The following is a 19097-nucleotide window of genomic DNA, read 5'->3' on the forward strand; positions in this document are numbered from 1 at the left end:
CGGATACGCCCATATCGCCGACGTAGCGGCATCCCCGCCACACAGACGCGCCCATATCGCCGGCGACGCGCATCGCCCAACACCGGGGCGGGGCGCCCGCCCCGGCGCAGTGATCGACTCCATGTCGCCGACATGGCGAGGTCCCCGCCATGCGGATACGCCCATATCGCCGACGTAGCGGCATCCCCGCCACACAGACGCGCCCATATCGCCGGCGACGCGCATCGCCCAACACCGGGGCGGGGCGCCCGCCCCGGCGCAGTGATCGACTCCATGTCGGCGATACGGCGGGGTCCCCTCCATGCGGATACGCCCATATCGCCGACATAGCGGCATCCCCGCCACACAGACGCGCCCATGTCGCCGACATGGCGGGGTCCCCGCCCACACCCGGAGGGTCAGGCCGTGTGGGAGGTGCGGCCCGACTGGTACGGGCGGCCGCGCAGGCCGCCCGCGCGGCGGTACGAGACGGAGCCGCCGCTGGCCGCCGCCGGCAGGTCCGCGGGGCGGTCCAGGCCCATCGCCGTACGGCGTACTGCCTCGCGCTGGGCCGCCAGGCGGCGCTGCGCCTCCCGGCGGGCCGCCTGGCGGCGGGCCTGCTCCCGGCGCACCTCGGCCTGCCGGGCGGCCAGCCAGGCGGCCTCGCGGGCCCGGGCCCGCCGCCGGCGGCGCTCGGCCAGCACCCTCCTGCGCAGGTGCGCGACGTACGCCACGAGCAGGGTGGCGGTGACCGAGAAGCTGATCCAGAACCCGGGGCTCACCAGCAGCACCCCGATCAGCTCGACGAGGTTGAGCAGCAGCAGGGCGGCCAACACCCGCCGGCGCCGGTAGACCGCGGGGGTGTGCGGCCGACGCCGGGGCGGGGTCCGTCGACGGGACTTCTCGGGCGGCGCCACGGCCCGCAGCCGGCTCGGCCGGCGCCGGGAGGGGGCCGGGGCGGGCGGCGCGGAGACCGGCGCGGACAGACCGCCCGTGACCGGATCTTCGCTCAGGGTGATGACGAGTGAGCGGGGTGCGTTGACCGGCCGGCGGCCGGGAACAGTGCGGCGCCGTCGGCGGCGTTGGAGCACCCGCGCCGTCGACTGCGCCCGCTCCGCCACCAGCCGCTCGGTGGCGTCGTACCGGCGGACGAGCGCCGGGGCGAGGGCGAGCAGACCGGCGGCGGCGAGGACGGCGAGGAGCACCGAGGTCGGCACCCTCACCCCTCCCGTCACCGAGTTCGGGCAACCGCCGTACGGCCGCAGGATCTTCGACGGTGCCCGGCGCGGGCGGTCGATCATGCGGACGGCCAGCCGTCGCCGCAGCTTACAGTTACTTGAGGTTACGGGCCGCCGACCGCGATGATTGCGCGCCGCGCCGAGCCGACGGGGGTGGGACGGTTCACCCGGTGGTCGCGCGCAGCCGGTGCCAGCGGGCCAGCAGACCGCCCTCGGCGAGCACTTCCTCGCTGGTCATCGCGTATCCGATGTGGTCGCGCCAGGCGCCGTCGATGTGCATGTAACGCACGTGGTACGACTCCTCGCGGAAGCCCAGCTTCTCCACCACCCGGCGAGACGGCGCGTTCTCCGGCCGGATGTTCACCTCGATCCGGTGCAGCCCGCCGGGGCCGAAGGCGTGGTCGACGGCGAGCGCCAGCGCCGTGGGGATGACCCCCTGGCCGGCGACCCGCGAGTCGACCCAGTAGCCGGCGTACGCGGAGCAGAACGCCCGCCGGACGATGCTGCCGATGTTGAGGTGGCCGACCAGCCGCTCCCGCCCGCACTCGCGCAGGCACACCGCGAACGGCATCCCGTCGCCCGTGCGGGCCGAGCGGCGCAGGTCCCGGTACATCCAGCGGAACGCGGCAGGCGAGTTCAGCTCGTCCCAGCTCCCCGGCAGGGAGGACTCCCACGGGGCCAGCCAGCTCCGGTTGGCGCGGCGCACCTCCGACCAGGCCGCCGCGTCCGAGCGCCGGTACGGGCGCAGCAGCACCGGACCGTCCGCGAGCACCGCCGGCCAGCCCGGCGACCGCCCGAACCACCCAGAACTCACCGGCGCCGGTCCAGCAGGAGGACGTCCACGGTGGAGCCGGCGGCGGCCGTGGTGACCCGCTCGCCGAGCACCATCAGCCCGTTCGCCTCGGCCAGCCCGGAGAGGGTGAACGGCCCGCCCGGCAGCGGCTGGACGGTGTAGCCGCCGCCGCGCCGCTCGGCGACGTGCGCCGGGCGGAACTCGCGCAGCCCGCCCGGCGAGGTGATGGTCTCCAGCAGGTGGGCGCGGACGCTCGGCCGGAACACGGGCTCCGCCCCGGCCAGCAGGTTGATGGCCGGGCGGGCCAGCACCTCGAAGCCGATCAGCGCCGCGCCGGGCTCACCGGGTAGACAGACCACCGGCACCTCCTCGGCGCCGACCGTACCGAACCCGAGCGCGGTTCCCGGATACAGGGCGACCTCCGTGAAGGCGACCGGTCCCGCCCGGCCGCCCTCGCGGCGGGACAGGATGCGGCGGACCATGTCGCCCGGCCCCGTCCCGGTGCCGCCGGTGGTGATGATCAGGTCGGCGCGCAGCGTCTGGTCCTCCAGGAGGCCGCGCAGCCCCTCCGGGTCGTCGTCGCAGATGCCCACCCGGTACGCCAGCGCGCCGACCTCGGCCGCGGCGGCGGTCAGCGCGTGCGAGTTGGCGTCCACCACCTGGCCCGGCTGGCTGCCCCGACCGACCTCGACCAGTTCGTCGCCGGTGGCCACGACGACCACCCGGGGGCTGGGCCGGACCACCACGTGCCCGATGCCGGTAGCGGCGAAGACGGCGACGAGCGCCGGGGTGACATACGTGCCGGCACGGGCGAGCACGGTGCCGGCCGGCAGCTCCTCGCCGGCCCGGCGCACCCCGTACCCGCGCTTGGGGGTGCGGAAGATCTCCACCGCGGCCATGCCCTGGTCGGTCCACTCCACGGGCACCACCACGTCCGCGGCGATCGGCAGCGGCGCCCCGGCGGCCACCGAGAAGCACGAGCCGGGGGTGAGCCGGACCGGCCGCCAGCTCGCCGCGCCGAGGTCGCCGACCACGTTGAGCCGCACGGTGCGCCCCGCGGGGCCGGAGCCGCGGTATCCCGCGACCCGGCCCGCGCCGGAGAGGTCCTCCCAGCGGGCCGCGTACCCGTCCACCGCCGCCTGGTCGAAGGCCGGGAACGAGTGCGGCGCGACGACGTCCTCGGCGAGGACGTTGCCGTACGCCTGGGTGAGGTCGAGGTCGAGCGGAGGCAGCGCGCGTAACCTGCGCAGCACGCTGCCCAGGTAGTCGGCGAGCGGCGTCAACTCGTTCGCGGCCGCCTCGGCGTCGGCCGTCGTGGTCATGTACTAGGACCGCCCGACGCGCCGCGCGCCCCGTTCAGGATCGCCGAGGTGACCGTCTCGTCGCCGGCGTTGACGAAGTCGGTGAGCCACGCGCGGAACGCGGCGCCCAGGTCCTCGCGCTCGCAGGCGATCTGCACCACGGTCTGGAGGTAGCCGAGGGGCATCCCTGTGTCGTAGCGGATGCCGCGGTAGACGATGGCGTGTACCGGGGTGCCCTCGGTGCGCAGCAGTTCCATCGCGTCGGTCAGCTGGATCTCGCCGCCGCTGCCCGGCTTCGTACGGCGGATCGCGTCGAAGATCTTGCTCGGCAGCACGTACCGGCCCAGGACGGCGAGGTTGCTCGGCGCCTCCTCCGGTGTGGGCTTCTCCACCAGGCCCGTCACCCGGACGACCTCGCCGATGTCGGTCAGCTCCGCCTCGGCCGGCTCCACGGAGGCGATGCCGTACCGCTTGGTCTCGGCCGGGTCGACCTCGAAGAATGCCAGCACCACGCCGCCGGTGCGGGCCTGCAGCTCCAGCATCGCGGGCAGCAGCGGCTCGGAGAGGTTGACGAACTCGTCGCCGAGCAGCACCGCGAAGGGCTGGTCGCCGACGTGCGACTCGGCGTACCCGACGGCGTGGCCGAGGCCGAGCGCCTGCGGTTGGCGGCAGGTGTAGATCTCGGCCAGTTCGCTGGGGCGGCGCACCGCCGCCAGCCTGGCGGTGTCGCCCTTCTCCTCCAGCTTCGCCTCCAGGTCGGGGCGCTGGTCGAAGTAGTCCACCATGGCTGTCTTGCCCCGACCGGTGACCAGCAGCACGTCGCCGATGCCGGCCTGGGTCGCCTCCTCGACGATGTACTGGAGGACCGGCCGGTCGACCACCGGCAGCAGCTCCTTCGGCACCGCCTTGGTGGCCGGCAGGAACCGGGTGGCCAGGCCGGCGGCCGGAATGACGGCCTTGACCGCGCGGGCGCGGCCGGTCGCGGCGGCCGCTGAGGAGTTCGCTGAGTGCTCCGACATGTCGCGAGACTATCGGCCACGGCTCTGCCGCGGCGGGTGAGGACCGGAAGACGCGCCGCCCGGTGCGACCCGCGCCACGTCCGGATCGGCCCGCGCCGGGTCGACCTCGGCGGGGCCGACCAGGGCGGCCCGCGCCACGGCCGGGTCGATCCGCGCGGGGTCGACCTCGGCCGGGCCGACCGGCGCGACCGCCCGGGGCGGGTCGTCCGGCGGGACCGCGGGAGCGCCCGCCCGCGGCAGACCGTCGGCCGGGGTGACCGCCCCGGCCAGGACGGGAAGTTCCCGGGTCGGGGGCCAGGGGCGCGGGTCGGCCAGCCGCCAGGCGTCCCGCCCGGCCGCCTTCGCCGCGTACAGGGCCTCGTCGGCGGCGTCGAGGACCTGCTGGCCGGTGGTGGCGTGGTCGGGATACACGGCGATGCCCACGGAGACGGTGACGGCGATCGCCACCCCGTCCGGGCCGTCGAGCGCCACCGGGGCGCCCCGGACCGCCGCGCCGAGGCGCTCGGCCACGATCGTCGCGCCCCGCGCGTCCGTCTCCGGCAGCAGCACCACGAACTCCTCCCCACCCTGGCGGAACGCCAGGTCCACCTCGCGGATCTCGCCCCGGACCCGCCGGGCGAACTCGACGAGCACCGCGTCCCCGGCGGCGTGCCCCCAGGTGTCGTTGACCGCCTTGAACCGGTCCAGGTCCAGCGCCAGGACGCTGAGCATCCGGCCGAACCGACTGGCCCGCTCCACCTCCCGGCGGATCGACTCGCGCAGGTAGCGGTAGTTCCACAGCCCGGTCAGCGGGTCGGTCAGCGACAGCCGCTGGGCCTCCTCGTGCGCCCGGACGTTGTCCACGGCCACCGCCGCGTGCCCCGCGAAGGTGCGCAGGGTGACCAGGTCGTCGTCGTCGAACTCGTCGGCGCCCAGCCGGTCGTAGAGAGCCAGCACGCCCAGGGCCGCCGCGGGTGGCGCCGGCTCCGCCCCGACCGGGTCCACGCCGGACCAGGCCGTCCCGCCCGGGTCCATGCCCGCCCGGGCCGCCCCGCCCAGGTCCACGCCGGACCGGGCCGGGCCGCCGGGGGCCGCGAAGGGCACCGCCACGTACGTCTCGCAGCGCGGCTCCCCCGTCAGGGGCGCGAACGGCTCCGCCCTCCCCCGGCGCGCCTCCCCGGTCGCCGCCACCGCGCCGACCACCCCGCTGCCCACCGGCACCCGCAGCGCCGACGCGTCGGCCGGCCCCGGCGCCGGGCTGGTGGGCCAGCGCCCGTCCAGGCCCTCGGCGCACTGCCCCACCAGCACGGCGCCGTCCACCAGCAGAACGGCCCCGGCCCGGGCGCCGGTGGCCGCGATCGCGCTGTGCAGGATGACCCGCAGGATGCGCTGCAGGTCGTGGGTGCTGGCCAGGGTGTCACCGAGCACCGCGAGGTGCCCGCGCAACTGGTCCCGGCTGCTGGTCAGCACCTGCACGTACGAGCCGGTCTCCTGGGTCATCCGGTTGAACGCGCTGGCGAGCCGGCCGATCTCGTCCCGGCTGCGCACCGGCACCCGGGTGTCCAGTTCGCCCTGGGTCACCCGGTCCACCGCGCCGGCCAGCTCCACCAGCGGCCGGGTGGTGACCCGGGCCAGTCGCCAGGCGGCGAGCACCGCCAGCAGCGCGGCGAGCACGACCGCGCCGGTCAGCGCCGCGTACAGGCCGGGGGGCTGCTCGCTCCGCACGGAGAGCACCAGCGGCAGGGGCTGCCCCGGCGCGGGACCCGCCCGGCGGACGTACCGGCCGTCGGCGGTCTCGGCGACCCGGTCGCCCGCGGCTGTGCCGGCGGCGGCCAGCACCGCGTCGCGTACCCCGGCGGCCTCGGTGGTGTGCGCGACCTGGTCGGCGCCGCCGGCGTCGTCGAGGAGGGTGACGGCGACCCCCGTGACCGCCGCCAGCCGGGCGACGAACGCCGGGTCGACGGGTTGCGCCGCGGCGACGGTGCCCAGGTCCCTGCCGGCCCGGTCGCGCAGCCCGACGCGGGCGCCGAGCACCCGCACCGGGCCGGGGGCGGGCCGTGCGGCGGAGCAGTCCAGCCAGGGCTGGGCGGGGGCGCCGGGGGTGGCGTAGCGGACCTGCCCGGTCACGTCGGCGACCACGACCGCGGCGGCCAGGCCGCGGCTGACCACCTGCCTGGCCGCGCCCGCCCGCCCCGCCGCGTCGGGGGCGAGGGCGACCGAGTCGGCCGCCGCGCGCAGTTGCTGGCAGAGGGCGTCGACCGAGGTACGGACGGTCGCGGCGGCCAGGCCGAGCCGTTCCGCCGACCGGCCGCGGTCGACGGCCGCCATGGTCGTGCCGACGAAGAACGCTCCGAGCAGGACGGGGCCGAGGACCACCACGAGGAAGGCCGCCGTCAACCGCCCGCGTAGCGTCAACGCTTCCCCCCGGAAGTTGCGCGTTCGATGCTAGCGATGCTGACACAGTGCGACGGCGGGGTAAACGTTGCGTCAGGAGTGTTGCGTGCCGGATTTTTCTGATGAAGCGGAAGTGACCCACGAGGCGAAACGCCGCCTCCGGGTGGAGTTGCTGGCCCGCCGCCGCGCGCTGCCGGCCGCGCGCCGGGCGCAGGCGGCGGCGTCCGTCCGGGCCGCGCTCGTCGACCTGGTACGCCGGCTGCGCCCGGCCCGGATGACCGCGTACGTCCCGGTCGGCTCGGAGCCGGGCGGGCCGGAGCTGCCGGAGGCGCTGCGCGCCGCGCTGCCGCCCGACGCCGAGCTGCTGCTGCCGGTGCTGCGGGAGGACCTGGACCTGGACTGGGCGGCGTACCCGGGTCCGGGGTGCCTGGTGGCGGCCGGGCGCGGGCTGCGCGAGCCGGCCGGCCCCCGGCTGGGCTGCTCGGCGGTCGCCGACGCGCAGCTGGTGGTGGTGCCCGCCCTGGCGGTGGACCGGGGCGGCCGGCGGCTCGGGCGCGGCGGCGGCTCGTACGACCGGGCGCTGGCCCGGGTCGGCGGGACCGCCCTGACGGTGGCTCTGCTGCACGACGGTGAGCTGCTGAAACACCTGCCCGCCGAGCCGCACGACCGGCCGGTGCGCGCGGTGGTCGCCCCGGCCACGGGGCTGCGTACGCTGGCAGCCGGCCCGGTGTCGGCCCCGGCACTTCCGCTGGACGAACCCGGGTCGGATGACGCACCATTGGCACTCGAATAAGTCGAGTGCCAACAGGCCGTGCCAGATCCGGAGGAGAACGTGCCCACGTACCAGTACGCCTGCACCGCGTGTGGCCACCAGCTCGAGGCGGTGCAGTCCTTCTCTGACGAGCCGCTGACCGAGTGCCCCGCGTGTGAGGGACAGCTGCGCAAGCTCTTCAACTCCGTCGGCATCGTCTTCAAGGGCTCGGGCTTCTACCGCACCGACTCCCGCTCCGGCTCCGGCTCCGGCTCCGACACCGCCAAGAACGGGTCCGGCAAGCCGGCCAAGTCCGAGTCGTCCTCCGGCGGCGACTCCGGCTCGTCGAGCACGTCCGGCGGCTCCACCAGCGCGTCCAACGGGTCGTCCGGCTCCTCCGGGTCGTCCTCGGGCGGCGCGGCGAAGGCCCCGGCGGCCAGCGCCTCCTGACCCGCCCCGTAGCAGATCCGCGCGCCCGGTGGGGGTTTTCCACAGGCGCCCCCGTTGTCCACAGGCCGTGCCCCGACCCGGGCGCGGCCTGTCGTCCGCCGCCTAGCCTGCTGCTCCCGGCGCCACCGCGGCGCGGGTGACGAGGCGGGAGGGCGGCATGGCGGCCAGCGGGGCGGTGGGGTCCGGGTCACTGCGGCCGGTGCGCTGGCCACGCCACCCCCGCCGGTCCACCCTGTTGCGGGCCGCCCTGGTCGCCGCCCTGCTCGGCCTCGCCGCGGCGGTGCTCCAGACGCCGTCCGGCTGCCCGTCGGCCCCCGGCGCGTCCGGGTCCCACGGGGCCACGGCGTCCCCGGGCGGCGGGCCGAGCGCCGGCAGCGGACCGGACGGTGCCTCTGGGACGAGCGGCGGGGCCGGGCCGAGCGGGCCGCCGACGGCCGCCGCCCTGCCACTGCCCGACGGGGCGGTCGGCGTGCCGGTCCGGCTGGCTGAGCCGGCCGCGCTCGCGGTGGTACGCCCCGGCGCCCGGGTCGACCTGCTCGCCGTACCGGCCGACGACCGGGCCGCCGAGGCCGACCTGCTGGCGCCCCGCGCGCTGGTGCTCGACGTGGTCGGGGCCGGCGCCGTGGACGGCTCCTCCGCGCTCTACCTGGCGCTCAGCCCCGAACAGGCACACCGCGCGGTGGGCCTGCCGGAGGGCAGCCGCTTCGCGATCGTGGTCCGCGGCTGAGTCGTGGTCCGCGGCTGAGTCGTGGTCCGCGGGCTGACGGCGCCCGACGCGGGCGGGAAGGCCGGCGAGAGCCGGGCACGAAGCGGACGGGAAGGCCAGGTGCGAAGCGGACAGGAAGCCCGACGCGAGGGTGCTCAGTCCCAGTGCGGGGGGCGCTCGGCGAGCAGCCAGTCGTCGTTGCTGCCGGACACCTCGCCCCAGCCCCGGTCCGTGTCGTCGGACGTCTGCTCGGGCAGCACCACGAAGTCCTCGCTCAGGTCGACGGCGCGGTCGTCGTCGCCGCGCGCCTGCGTCCCCGGGTCGATGCTCACGAAGGGCAAGAATACCCGGAATCGGACCCGCCTCCGACCGGCCGCGCGGCCCGCGGATTGGTAGCGTCGGACGACGTGACGACGCCCAGCGGTGAGCGCCCCGAGGACGACTTCTGGCGACGCCCGCCGGACACCCCCGGCGGCGCCTCCGGGCCGACCGCGGCGGTGCCGTCGAGCCCGACCGCAGCGGTGCCACCGGGGGGCCAGCCGCCGAGCCCGACCGCAGCGGTGCCACCGGGGGGCCAGCCGTCGGGCGCGCCCCCGGTGGGCGGCGCGGCCACCGGGTACGCCGGTCCGCCGCCGACCACGCCACCGCCGCCCGGCTGGCGGCCCCCGCTCCACCTCCAGGCGCCGCCGCCGCGGCGGTTGCCGCCGCAGGACATGGCCGAACTGGACGCCGCGGAGCAGCGGGCCCAACTGGTCACCTGGAGCGTCGGCGGGGTCGCGGCGGTGGTGCTGGTGGTCCTCGTCTGCGTGCTCTGCTCGCGGATGCTCTTCTGAGCGGCCCGCCCGCCGCCCGGGCGCGGGTCCGGACCCGGCCCGGACCAGGACCGGACCGGACGGTGGGTCAGAGAGTGCCGCCCCAGACGGCCTGGGCGCCGGTGTCGCCGGTCAGCACGCCGTAGACCAGCGCGGTGGCGGACAGCACGACCACCACGACGGTCAGCAGCAGGGGCGCCCAGGACGGCAGCCGGGACACCCGGTCGTCGTTGCGGGTCACCAGCAGCAGGAGGATGGCCGCCACGGCGAGGCCCACGGTGAACCAGAGCAGCGTGTCGCCGTACTCGGCGTGCTCGCGCACCTTGTCGAGGATCTGCGGCGGGTAGCCCTTCTCCGCCAGCACGCGCTCCAGTTCCTCGCCCGACTCGGTCGCCACCCAGGCGACGATCGGGCCCAGCACGGCCAGGATCGCCACCGCCCAGCCGAGTCGGGGACGCCACCGGGGCACCAGTCCGTACGCGGAGGCGAGCAGCGCCAGCAGCGGAACGAACACCACGGCTGCATGGACGATCAGGGCGTGCCCCGGCAGTCCGTTGATCTCCCTGAACACCGACACCTCCGGCAGTGGACGCGGTACCGCGGGCAGCCAGCGTACGACGACCAGCCGGGCGCGGCAGTACTGACGATCTGGCACACGCACGCGCCGGGCGCGCGGTTCAGCCACCAGCCCGGGCTCGGCGCGATGTCGGCGACATTGGGGACTCCGAACCTTCCCAATGCCGCCATGTCGGCGACATGGCGGCAACACCCCCGGATGGCGGCGCCCGGCCCGGGTGGGCCTCGCCGACGCTGTGGTCCGTGCCACCTGCCAGGACGCTCGGTTGTCGCCAGGTGGGGCGCGTGCTGTCATTGACTCATGACCAGCGGCGAGGAACTGCTCCGGTCGAGGGGCCTGCGGGTCACCCGGCCGCGCCTCGCCGTGCTGGAGGTCCTGGCCGCCGGCGGCCACCTGGAGGTCGACGAGATCACCCGCCGGGTGCGGGAACGCCTCGACTCCGTGTCCATCCAGGCGGTCTACGACGTTCTCGGCGCGCTCTCCCGCGCCGGGCTGTCCCGCCGGATCGAGCCGGCCGGCAGCCCCGCCCGGTACGAGGCGCGGGCCGGCGACAACCACCACCACGTGGTCTGCCGCGGGTGCGGCGAGATCGCCGACATCGACTGCGCGGTCGGCGCCGCCCCCTGCCTCGACCCGATCACCTCGCACGGGTTCGAGGTGGACGAGGCCGAGGTGACCTTCTGGGGCCTCTGCCCGGCCTGCCAGGCCCGCCGCTCCGCCGACGACTGACCTGGGCCCCGCCGCTCCGTCGACGACCGGCCGGCGGTCCGCCGCACCGTCGACTATCCACCTGGACGGCGTGGCAGGCTGGGGCGGTGAACTCCGATGACCTCGGCCTGTTCGGTCCGGGATCGGTCACGTGGAAGGTGCACGGGGAGCCGATCCTGATCGTCGCCGGCCTGCGCGCGCTCTACCTCCAGGCGTTGCACCCCCGGGCGATGGCCGGAGTGGCACAGAACAGCAACTACCGGGCCGACGCCTGGGGCCGGCTGGCCCGCACCGCCACGTACGTGGCGACCGCCGTCTACGGCACGACCGCCGAGGCCGAGGCGGCGGGCGCCCGGCTGCGCCGGCTGCACGCCCGGCTGCGGGCCACCGACCCGTTCACCGGGGAGCCGTTCCGGATCGACGAGCCGGAGCTGCTGCGCTGGGTGCACGTCACCGAGGTCGAGTCGTTCCTGAGCACCGCGCGCCGGGCGGGCCTGCCGCTCACCGACGCGGAGGCGGACCGTTACTACGCCGAGCAGCGCCGGACGGCGGCCCTGGTGGGGCTGGACCCGGCCGAGGTGCCGGGCAGCGCGGCCGAGGTGGCCGGATACTACCGCCGGATCCGGCCCGAGCTGCGGCTCACCCGGGAGGCGGCGGAGACGGCCCTCTTCCTGACCGCGCCGCCGCTGCCGTGGAAGCTCAGCCTGCCGGCCCGGCTCGGGTTGAACCTCGGGCCGGCGCGGTGGGCGTACCTGGGGGTCGCCGGCACCGCGTTCGCGCTGCTGCCGGCGTGGGCCCGCCGCCGGTACGGCGGGCTCGGCCTGCCGGTCACCGAACTGTCGGCGGACCTCACCGTGCGCGCCCTGCGGCTCACCCTGGCCGCCCTGCCCCGCCGCTGGCGGGAGGGACCCCTGCAGCAGGCCGCGAAGGAGCGGGCGCGGCTGGCCACCGCCGGCCTGACCGGTTGAGCCGCCGGTCCCGCGCCGGTCAGGACTCGTCGGGTACGGGGCCGGCGGGGCGTTCCAGCGCCGCCCAGGGCTCCTTTCCCGGCGCCTGGGCGCCGGCCGGGCAGGTACGGCGGTAGTCGCACCAGCCGCAGCGCGGCCCCGGGGTGGTCGGGAAGGCGTCGTCCGGGTCGGCGCCGTCGGCGACCGCCCGCTCGGCGGCCATGATGTCCCGCGCGGCGTCCTCGGCGCGGGTGACCTGGCGGGCCAGCGACTCGGGGGTGTGCTCGTGCGCCGCGACGGTGCCCGTCGGCAGGTGGTGCAGCTCCACCCGGCGGCACGGCCGGCGGAACACCCGCTCCGCGGCGTACGCGTAGAGGGCCAGCGCCTGCGAGCCCCGCGCGTCGTCCGCGTCCAGCCCCGTACGACCCGTCTTGTAGTCGACGATGACCAGCTCGGGGCCGCCGGGGCCGGGCCGCGCGTCGATCCGGTCGGCGCGGCCGTTGAACGCCAGCACCGCCGTCTTCACCGCCACCACCCGCTCGACGCCGACCGGCTCGGCTTCCGGCTCCAGGGTGTCGACGTAGGACTCCAGCCAGGCCAGCGCCCGCCGGTACGCGTCGCGCTCCTGCTCCTCGTCGCGGTAGCCCTCCCGGACCCACGTGCCCTTCAGCAGCGTCGGCAGCGCCTCGGGGCGGCGGCGGTCGGCGGGCAGGGCGTACCAGTTCTTCAGGGCGTTGTGCACGCTGGCGCCGAGCGAGTTGTGCGCCCACGGCGGGCCCTTCGGCGGCGCGGGCCGGTCCACGTACGAGTAGCGGTAGCGACGCGGGCAGTCCGCGTACGCGCCGAGCTTGCTGGGGGTGCAGACGAAGAGCCGCTCCGGCATGCCCTCGAAGCCGAGCTGCTCGGGCTGGGCGGCGCGGGGCCGGGGGGCCCGACCGGGCTCGGCGGCGGGTCGGCCGGATCGGCCGGACGGGGAGGGGGGTCGCACTCCGCGATCCTGCCACGCCCGTACGACATCCCGGCCCAGGCGGTCGCCGCGCGCCGGGGACGAGCGCCGGCGGGCGGCTCAGGCCATGTTCGCGTACTGGGTGACGAAGCTGGCGATCGCGTCGGCGATGAGCTGCACGGCGATGGCGGCCAGCAGCAGGCCGGCGATCCGGGTGAGCACCTCGATCCCGCCGGGGCGGAGGATCTTGACGATGCCGCCGGAGAAGCGCAGCACGACCCAGACGGTGAGCATCACCGCGACGATCGCCGCGGCGATCGCGGTGTAGTCGGCGGGCGAGTAGGCCTGCTGGACGAAGAGCATGGTCGCCACGATGGCGCCGGGGCCGGCGAGCAGGGGGGTGCCGAGCGGCACCAGCGCGACGTTCGAGGTGGCCTGCTGGGCGGGGTCGTCGGCCTTGCCGGTCAGCAGTTCCAGGGCGACCAGCACCAGCAGCAGGCCACCGGCGGCCTGGAGCGCCGGCAGGTCCACGTGCAGGTACGCGAGCAGGGTCTGCCCGGCCACGGCGAAGACGACGATCACACCCAGCGCCAACGCCACGGCCTGCCAGGCCGCCCGGTTCCGGTCCCTGGCGGGCAGCGCCCCGGTCAGCGCGACGAAGATGGGCATCATGCCGGGCGGGTCGACGATCACCAGCAGGGTCACGAAGACCTCGCCGAACAGCTTGAGATCCACTCCGCCACGGTAGCGGCGGGACGAGGAATGCTCAGGTCGAAGCGACGGGGGTCACCCCGGTGGCGGCGGCCACGATCCGCTCGTACGCCTCGACGTCGGTGGTGAACGCGCCGAGCCGGACGGTCTTGTGCGTGCCGTGGAAGTCCGACGAGCCGGTGACGAGCAGGCCCAGCTCGGCGGCGAGCGCCCGGACGTGCGCCCGCTCGGCCGGGGAGTGGTCCTCGTGGTCGGCCTCCAGCCCGGCCAGCCCCGCCCCGGCCAGCTCCACGATCAGCCGGTCGGGCACGATGCGGCCCCGCCGGGTGGCCCTCGGGTGGGCGAAGACGGGCACCCCGCCGGCGGCCCGGACCAGCCGCACGGCCCGGAACACGTCGATGTCCTCCTTGGGCAGCCGGTACCGCTCCCCCAGCCACGCCGGGCCGAACGCCTCGGTGGTGGTCGCCACGAGCCCCGCCCGGATCAGCGCCTGGGCGATGTGCGGCCGGCCCACCGTCCCGCCGGCCGCCCCGGCCAGGACCTCGGGCCAGCTGACGTCGACGCCGTCGGCGCGCAGCAACTCGACGGTCCGCTCGGCGCGCACCTCGCGGGCGGCCCGCACCCGGGTCAGCTCCGCGGCCAGCTCCGGCTCGGCGGGGTCGAACAGGTACGCGAGCAGGTGCAGCGGCACGGACGGTTCGACGCCGTACCAGCGGCAGGACAGTTCCGCGCCCCGGACCAGGGTGAGCCCCGGGGGCAGCGCCCGTACCGCGGGCTCCCAGCCGGCGGTGGTGTCGTGGTCGGTGATCGCGAGCACGTCCAGGCCCGTGTCGGCCGCGGCCCGGACCAGCTCGGCCGGGGTGAGGGTGCCGTCGCTGGCCGTGGAGTGGGCGTGCAGGTCGATCCGGGCGGTGGCCGCCACCGGGTACGCGCTCATCGCCCCGACGCTACCCGGCGCCCCCGGCGGGTGCCGCGTCGGCGACGACCACGATCCGCGTACCCGGCTTGACGCCGGTCACCGGGGTCGAGCCGGCCGCCTCGCCCGCGAGCGCCCGGTCGAGGCGTACCAGCACCAGGCCGCCGCGTCCGTCGACGTACCAGGCGGTCTGGGCCGGCGTCCAGGACACCGCGCCGGTCAGCGGCGGGCCGGCGGGCCGGGCCACCGGCGTCCGGTCGAGCGTGGACAGGTCGACCAGCAGCGCCGCGGCCGCCGACGAGCCGGCCCGGCCGTTCGCCAGCAGCCAGCGGCCGTCGGCGGAGACCGCGCCGGGCCCGTCGGCGTCGAGCGCCGGACCGCAGGCGGTACGGGTGGCGGCGAGGCCCCGGGCGGGGTCGAGCAGCGCGAGGCAGGGCCGGCGCGGCGTACCGGCCGAGACCAGGCCGACCGCCTGCCCGTCCGGTAGGGTCCCGTGGACGGCGAGGACGTCCCGTCCGGCCCCGGTGGTCAGCCCTCCGGCGAAGGGGCGCCAGAGCGCGTACCCGGGGCGGGCCGGGTCGAGACGGACCAGGACGGCGTCGCCGACGAAGCCGGCCGGCACGGCCGCGGCGGGGGCCGGCGTGCTGGTGACCGCGATCAACTTGCCGCCGGTGAGCCCGGCGACGGAGAGGTGGTCGCCGTCGCGCCAGGCGACCTGCCGTCCGTCGGCGGCGAGGACGATCGCCTGGGCCCCCACGAGCAACCGCTGGGTGGTCCCGTCGGCCCGCACGGACATCAGGGTGCGGCCCGCCGCGCTCGGCGCGCCCACGACCAGCCACCCCTCCTCGTCGCGGACGCGCTGCGCCCGATCGACCGAGGCGATCCCGGTCAGGACGATCTGCCGGTCCCGGGTCGTGGTGAGGACGTCGCCGACGACCAGGTCGACGGCGGACCGGACCACCGGCCGCGCGGGTCCGGTCGACGGCGTGGGCAGCGGGTCCGGGGAGGTCATGCCGGCGGCGCCGCGCGGGTCGCCGAGCACCACCGTGTCGGTGGCCGGCGGTCCCGCCTGCCCGCTGATGTTCACCATGCCGGCGCCGATCAGCACGGTGGCCACCCCGGCCAGGGCGGTGCCGGTCAGGGCGCGGCGGCGGCGGATGCGCCCGGCCCGCCGGATGGCCAGGCCGGCCGGGTCGGCGGCGAGCGGTCGGGGCGCGGCGACCTGCCGGGAGAACGTCTCCCGTACGGCTCGCTCCAGCTCGTCCCGTGTCACGTCCAGTTGACGCTCCCGGGCGGTCGTCCGGTTGTCAGCGGGGGTCGGCACGCCACTCACCTGCTCTCCGCGCCGACCACGTCGACCACGTCGACGGGCAGCGGCATCGCGCCGGCCTCCGCGGGCGGGGCGGGAGCCACGACGGGCGGCGTCGCGGGCGGCGTGGAAGCCACGGCGGGCGGGGTCGGTGCCGCCCGGCGCGGGGCCGGCCGGGCAGCACCGGGTCGGCCCCCGCCACCGGTACGGCCGCCGGCGCCGGAGGTCGTCGGCCGGTCGGCGCCCCTCGCCCCCGCCGTGTCGTCGGGCAGCTCCAGCGCGGCCTGCTCGCCCAGCCGGCGCCGTAGGGTGGCCAGCGCCCGGGAGGTCTGGCTCTTCACCGTGCCGGGCGAGATCTCCAGCAGGGCGGCGGTCTGCGCCTCCGACATGTCCTCGTAGAACCGCAGCACCAGTACGGCGCGCTGCCGGCTGGGCAGCGCCCTGAGGTGCCGCCACAGCACGTCCCGGTCGAGCTGCTGCTCGATCTCGTCCACGCCGGCCCGCTCGGGCAGCACCTCGGTCGGCCGCTCGCCGTGCCAACGCCGCCGCCACCAGCTCGTCGAGGTGTTGACCATGACCCGTCGCGCGTACGGCTCGATCGCCTCGATCCCGCCGAGCCGTTTCCACGCCAGGTACGTCTTGGTCAGCGCGGTCTGGAGCAGGTCCTCGGCCGTGGCCCAGTCCCCCGCGAGCAGGTACGCGGTGCGCAGCAGGGCGCCGGAGCGGGCCGCGACGAACTCACGGAACTCCTCTTCCAGCGGGTCCCTGTCGACCACCGCTCACCTCCCCGCCCCCGTGCCTGCTGGCAGGCTGTCATGCCGGGAAGAGTCGGGGCGAGGGCAAACGGTGCGCTTTTCCTCCGATGTTCGGACGAAAAGTTTCAGGCGCCGTCGTCGGCCTTGGCCTCGTCGGCCTCCTTGCCCAGGCGCGCCTCGACCGCCGCCGGCTCGTACATCTCTTCGACCACGCGCAGGTAGAGCTCGTTCGGGTTGGGCAGGTTCTTGATCTCGCGGAGCGCCTGGTCCTGACCAGCGGACTCCAGCACGAACGTGCCGTAGTTGAGCGCGCGGCCGGCCGGGCTCTGCTCGTACTTCATGTCGGTGACCCGGGCCAGCGGCATCATCGCCACCTTGCGGGTGACGATGCCGTTGACCACCATCACCCGCTTGTTGGTCAGGATGAACCGGTCGTACCACCAGTCGGCGACCCGCCACGCCACCCAGCCCATCACGGCGAACCAGAGCAGCACCGCGACCGTGGTCAGCGCGCCGACGTCCTGCCCGGCGAGGAACCCGGAGAGGTAACCGAGCACGAAGGTCGCCGCGATGCCCACCGTGATCGGGGTGGCGAGGTGGACCCAGTGCCGCTTCCACTCTCCCCGGTACCGCTCCGTGGGGAATAGGTAGCGCGCCGTCAACGAGCTGGGCTCGTCCTCCAGCGGCAGGACCCGCCGCGAGCCGGACGGGATGCCGGACGCGTCCACCCGCAGGCCGGCCAGCTCGTCCTCGGTGATCTGCGGAGGCTGGTAACCGGCCTCGGGATCGCGGACCCACGCGCGCCCGGAGCGACCCTCGCCCGAGTACGGACCGTCGCCGTAGCCGAAGTCGTCCGAGAAGGACGGACCGTCGGGACGGCCGTGGCCCGGGCCGGGCCCGTCCTCGGGCCCGATCCTCGGAATCGGTTCCGTGTCTCGCTCGCGGCGCTCCCGGTCGGGATCGTCGGGGTCGAAAGGGGGACCGGAGGGGCTTCCCATGGCCGGCTAGGCGATGAGGCTGGTGAAGAAGTCGCCGAAGCCCTGTGCGATGTCCATGATGCCGCCGCCGATGGACTTGAAGACGTCTGCGGCGGAGTTGGGCCGGTAGGCGACAAAGAAGATCAAGAACGCGATTCCGGCCCAGGTGAGGACCTTCTTGACCATGGCGGGCCATCCTCTCGCGCGGCGCCGGGTCCACTTACCGCAGCGGCACCCAGAGTATCAGTACGGTGTCGTAAAGTGAATCTCTGCGTCCGTTCTCCGACAGTCCGGGACGGTTGTCAAGCCTTCCCGTGCAGATACGGAGACGGTGCGCCGTACACGAGCTCGGCGGGCGTCCACTCGATGAGGTCGCACAACTCGACGTCCTCGGCGAGCAGATGCCCTGCGCTCGCCGGCCAGGTTATCGCATGAAGCCACATTCCCCGAGCCTCGCCGGCGTACGCGCTTCGATCCGTGAGGGAGTTCACCAACCACAGTGGAGTCGGATGGCCGGCCACCCGGATCCTGGCCTGCCCGATGTGCTCGGGGTGCCCCGGACCGGGATCGGACAGCGCCTCGGCGAGCTGCGGGCCGGGATCGGGGCCGGGCATCCCGGCGAGCCGGGTGCCCAGGCCGACGCCCGGCGCCTCGGCCACGAAGACCAGGTCGGCCGGGCCGCCGCCGAGCGGCTCCGGCCCCGCGCAGGCGACCGCGGTGGCCCGCACCCCGTCCCGCTCGTCCCCCGCGTACGCGACGCCGGTCAGGGTCCAGCCGGGCGGCAGCGGCCAGGGACACCAGAGCGGGGTGGCCGGGCCGTCCGGGGGCGAGGTGGCGGCGATCCGGTCCACCACGCTCGCCACGATCTGCGCGCCGATGTGCTCGGGCACGTGCAACGGCGCCACCGGGCCGCAGCGCGGGCACCGCCACTCGCTGTGCATCAGGTCCGGCTTGCGGACGGATCCACCGCACCTGGGGCAGCTCACCACGACACTCACGTTCCCACCGTCACCCCGCCGTGGTCGCCCGTCAAGCCGAGACGGGGTTTTCTCCGGCCACCGGACGGGCGCGGGCGGCGGCCCGGCCATGGGAGGGCGCGGTGCGGGGGCTCAGTCCGCCGGCGGCGGAGGCGCGGTGCGGGGCGCTCGGTCCGTCGGCGGCGGGCCGGCGGGGGCGCGGTGCGGGGGCGCTCAGTCCGTCGGTGGCGGGCCGGCGTGGGCGCGGATCCAGGCGTGCATCGCGATGCCGCTGGCCACCCCGGCGTTGATCGACCGGGTGGAGCCGTACTGGGCGATGGAGAACAGCTGCGCGCAGGCCGCCCGGGCCGGGTCGGACAGGCCCGGCCCCTCCTGGCCGAACAGCAGCACGCAGCGGCGCGGCAGCGTCGTCGTCTCCAGCGGCCGGGAGCCGGGCAGGTTGTCGATGCCCACCACCGGCAGCTCGCGCTCGGCAGCCCAGGCGACGAACTCCTCGATCGTCGGGTGGTGCCGCACGTGCTGGTAGCGGTCGGTCACCATGGCGCCCCGCCGGTTCCACCGGCGGCGCCCGACAACGTGCACCTCGGCGGCCAGGAACGCGTTGGCGTTGCGGACCACCGTGCCGATGTTGAAGTCGTGCTGCCAGTTCTCGATCGCCACGTGGAAGTCGTGCCGGCGCCGGTCGAGGTCCGCGACCACGGCCTCGCGCCGCCAGTACCGGTACCGGTCCACCACGTTGCGCCGGTCGCCGGTGGCGAGCAGCTCCGGGTCGTACCGGGGGTCGTCCGGGGGGTCGCCGGGCCACGGTCCCACGCCGACGTCGAGCTGGTCACCGGTCACGGTCTGCAGAGG

22 protein-coding genes are annotated in these 19097 nt (G+C 76.0%); 6 read left to right on the plus strand and 16 right to left on the minus strand.

The features are described 5' to 3' along the window. Positions 1-398 precede the first annotated feature (398 nt). The 5 genes from ABGB16_RS17135 to ABGB16_RS17155 all read right to left on the minus strand — a co-directional run bounded on the left by ABGB16_RS17135 (position 399) and on the right by ABGB16_RS17155 (position 6724). On the minus strand, positions 399-1202 hold the full coding sequence (locus ABGB16_RS17135) for a hypothetical protein (protein WP_347669065.1): 804 nt from the start codon (positions 1200-1202) through the stop codon (positions 399-401). A 178-nt stretch (positions 1203-1380) separates the two neighbouring features. Next, positions 1381-1989, minus strand: a complete 609-nt coding sequence (locus ABGB16_RS17140) for a GNAT family protein (RefSeq protein WP_347669144.1) — start codon at positions 1987-1989, stop codon at positions 1381-1383. A 38-nt stretch (positions 1990-2027) separates the two neighbouring features. Next, on the minus strand, positions 2028-3332 hold the full coding sequence (gene glp / locus ABGB16_RS17145) for a gephyrin-like molybdotransferase Glp (protein WP_347669066.1): 1305 nt from the start codon (positions 3330-3332) through the stop codon (positions 2028-2030). After that, the gene (locus ABGB16_RS17150) at positions 3329-4330 is read right to left on the minus strand and encodes a UTP--glucose-1-phosphate uridylyltransferase (RefSeq protein ID WP_347669067.1); all 1002 of its coding nucleotides are present in this window, start codon (positions 4328-4330) and stop codon (positions 3329-3331) included. The genes glp and ABGB16_RS17150 overlap by 4 nt, the downstream gene beginning before the upstream one ends. Before the next feature lie 9 nt (positions 4331-4339). Continuing rightward, on the minus strand, positions 4340-6724 hold the full coding sequence (locus ABGB16_RS17155; protein ID WP_347669068.1) for a diguanylate cyclase: 2385 nt from the start codon (positions 6722-6724) through the stop codon (positions 4340-4342). Positions 6725-6809: 85 nt separating this feature from the next. On the opposite strand from ABGB16_RS17155, the gene ABGB16_RS17160 reads away from it, so the two are divergent. The 3 genes from ABGB16_RS17160 (at position 6810) to ABGB16_RS17170 (ending at position 8631) form a co-directional block, all read left to right on the plus strand. Then, the gene (locus ABGB16_RS17160; protein WP_347669069.1) at positions 6810-7496 is read left to right on the plus strand and encodes a 5-formyltetrahydrofolate cyclo-ligase; all 687 of its coding nucleotides are present in this window, start codon (positions 6810-6812) and stop codon (positions 7494-7496) included. An 18-nt stretch (positions 7497-7514) separates the two neighbouring features. Continuing rightward, positions 7515-7904, plus strand: a complete 390-nt coding sequence (locus ABGB16_RS17165; protein WP_347669070.1) for an FmdB family zinc ribbon protein — start codon at positions 7515-7517, stop codon at positions 7902-7904. A gap of 136 nt (positions 7905-8040) precedes the next feature. Next, positions 8041-8631, plus strand: coding sequence for a flagellar biosynthesis protein FlgA (locus ABGB16_RS17170; RefSeq protein ID WP_347669071.1), 591 nt, complete (start codon positions 8041-8043; stop codon positions 8629-8631). A 134-nt stretch (positions 8632-8765) separates the two neighbouring features. On the opposite strand, the gene ABGB16_RS17175 is transcribed toward ABGB16_RS17170, so the two are convergent. Beyond that, positions 8766-8951 carry a hypothetical protein gene (locus ABGB16_RS17175; protein ID WP_347669072.1) on the minus strand — a complete coding sequence of 62 codons (186 nt, stop codon included), beginning with the start codon at positions 8949-8951 and terminating at the stop codon, positions 8766-8768. A gap of 66 nt (positions 8952-9017) precedes the next feature. On the opposite strand from ABGB16_RS17175, the gene ABGB16_RS17180 reads away from it, so the two are divergent. Next, positions 9018-9443: a hypothetical protein gene (locus tag ABGB16_RS17180; RefSeq protein ID WP_347669073.1), complete on the plus strand. Its 426-nt coding sequence runs from the start codon at positions 9018-9020 to the stop codon at positions 9441-9443. A 67-nt stretch (positions 9444-9510) separates the two neighbouring features. On the opposite strand, the gene ABGB16_RS17185 is transcribed toward ABGB16_RS17180, so the two are convergent. Continuing rightward, positions 9511-9993, minus strand: coding sequence for a DUF2231 domain-containing protein (locus ABGB16_RS17185; protein ID WP_347669145.1), 483 nt, complete (start codon positions 9991-9993; stop codon positions 9511-9513). Positions 9994-10299: 306 nt separating this feature from the next. Here ABGB16_RS17185 and ABGB16_RS17190 point away from each other — a divergent pair, with 306 nt between their 5' ends. Further along, positions 10300-10728, plus strand: coding sequence for a Fur family transcriptional regulator (locus tag ABGB16_RS17190; RefSeq protein WP_347669074.1), 429 nt, complete (start codon positions 10300-10302; stop codon positions 10726-10728). Between the two features lie 86 nt (positions 10729-10814). Continuing rightward, positions 10815-11675, plus strand: a complete 861-nt coding sequence (locus ABGB16_RS17195; protein ID WP_347669075.1) for an oxygenase MpaB family protein — start codon at positions 10815-10817, stop codon at positions 11673-11675. Positions 11676-11694: 19 nt separating this feature from the next. On the opposite strand, the gene ABGB16_RS17200 is transcribed toward ABGB16_RS17195, so the two are convergent. From ABGB16_RS17200 to ABGB16_RS17240, 9 genes are all read right to left on the minus strand, one after another. Then, entirely contained in the window at positions 11695-12537 is an 843-nt protein-coding gene (locus tag ABGB16_RS17200; RefSeq protein ID WP_347669146.1) for a PD-(D/E)XK nuclease family protein, read from the minus strand. 183 nt (positions 12538-12720) lie between these two features. Further along, the gene (locus tag ABGB16_RS17205; protein ID WP_347669076.1) at positions 12721-13335 is read right to left on the minus strand and encodes a MarC family protein; all 615 of its coding nucleotides are present in this window, start codon (positions 13333-13335) and stop codon (positions 12721-12723) included. A gap of 31 nt (positions 13336-13366) precedes the next feature. Next, complete coding sequence (locus ABGB16_RS17210; protein ID WP_347669077.1) at positions 13367-14248, minus strand: PHP domain-containing protein; 882 nt, start codon at positions 14246-14248, stop codon at positions 13367-13369. Positions 14249-14258: 10 nt separating this feature from the next. After that, positions 14259-15551 (minus strand): hypothetical protein, encoded by a 1293-nt coding sequence (locus ABGB16_RS17215; protein ID WP_347669078.1) that lies wholly within the window; start codon positions 15549-15551, stop codon positions 14259-14261. Between the two features lie 5 nt (positions 15552-15556). Beyond that, positions 15557-16312, minus strand: coding sequence for a SigE family RNA polymerase sigma factor (locus ABGB16_RS17220; RefSeq protein WP_347669079.1), 756 nt, complete (start codon positions 16310-16312; stop codon positions 15557-15559). A 104-nt stretch (positions 16313-16416) separates the two neighbouring features. Beyond that, positions 16417-17289 (minus strand): PH domain-containing protein, encoded by an 873-nt coding sequence (locus tag ABGB16_RS17225; RefSeq protein ID WP_347669080.1) that lies wholly within the window; start codon positions 17287-17289, stop codon positions 16417-16419. 6 nt (positions 17290-17295) lie between these two features. After that, positions 17296-17454, minus strand: coding sequence for a hypothetical protein (locus ABGB16_RS17230; RefSeq protein ID WP_165878125.1), 159 nt, complete (start codon positions 17452-17454; stop codon positions 17296-17298). A 116-nt stretch (positions 17455-17570) separates the two neighbouring features. Continuing rightward, positions 17571-18266, minus strand: coding sequence for a DUF6758 family protein (locus tag ABGB16_RS17235; RefSeq protein ID WP_347669081.1), 696 nt, complete (start codon positions 18264-18266; stop codon positions 17571-17573). A gap of 192 nt (positions 18267-18458) precedes the next feature. Beyond that, complete coding sequence (locus ABGB16_RS17240) at positions 18459-19085, minus strand: RNA methyltransferase (RefSeq protein WP_347669082.1); 627 nt, start codon at positions 19083-19085, stop codon at positions 18459-18461. Between the last annotated feature and the right edge of the window lie 12 nt (positions 19086-19097).

The organism is Micromonospora sp. B11E3, assembly GCF_039871625.1.
Lineage (GTDB): Bacteria > Actinomycetota > Actinomycetes > Mycobacteriales > Micromonosporaceae > Micromonospora.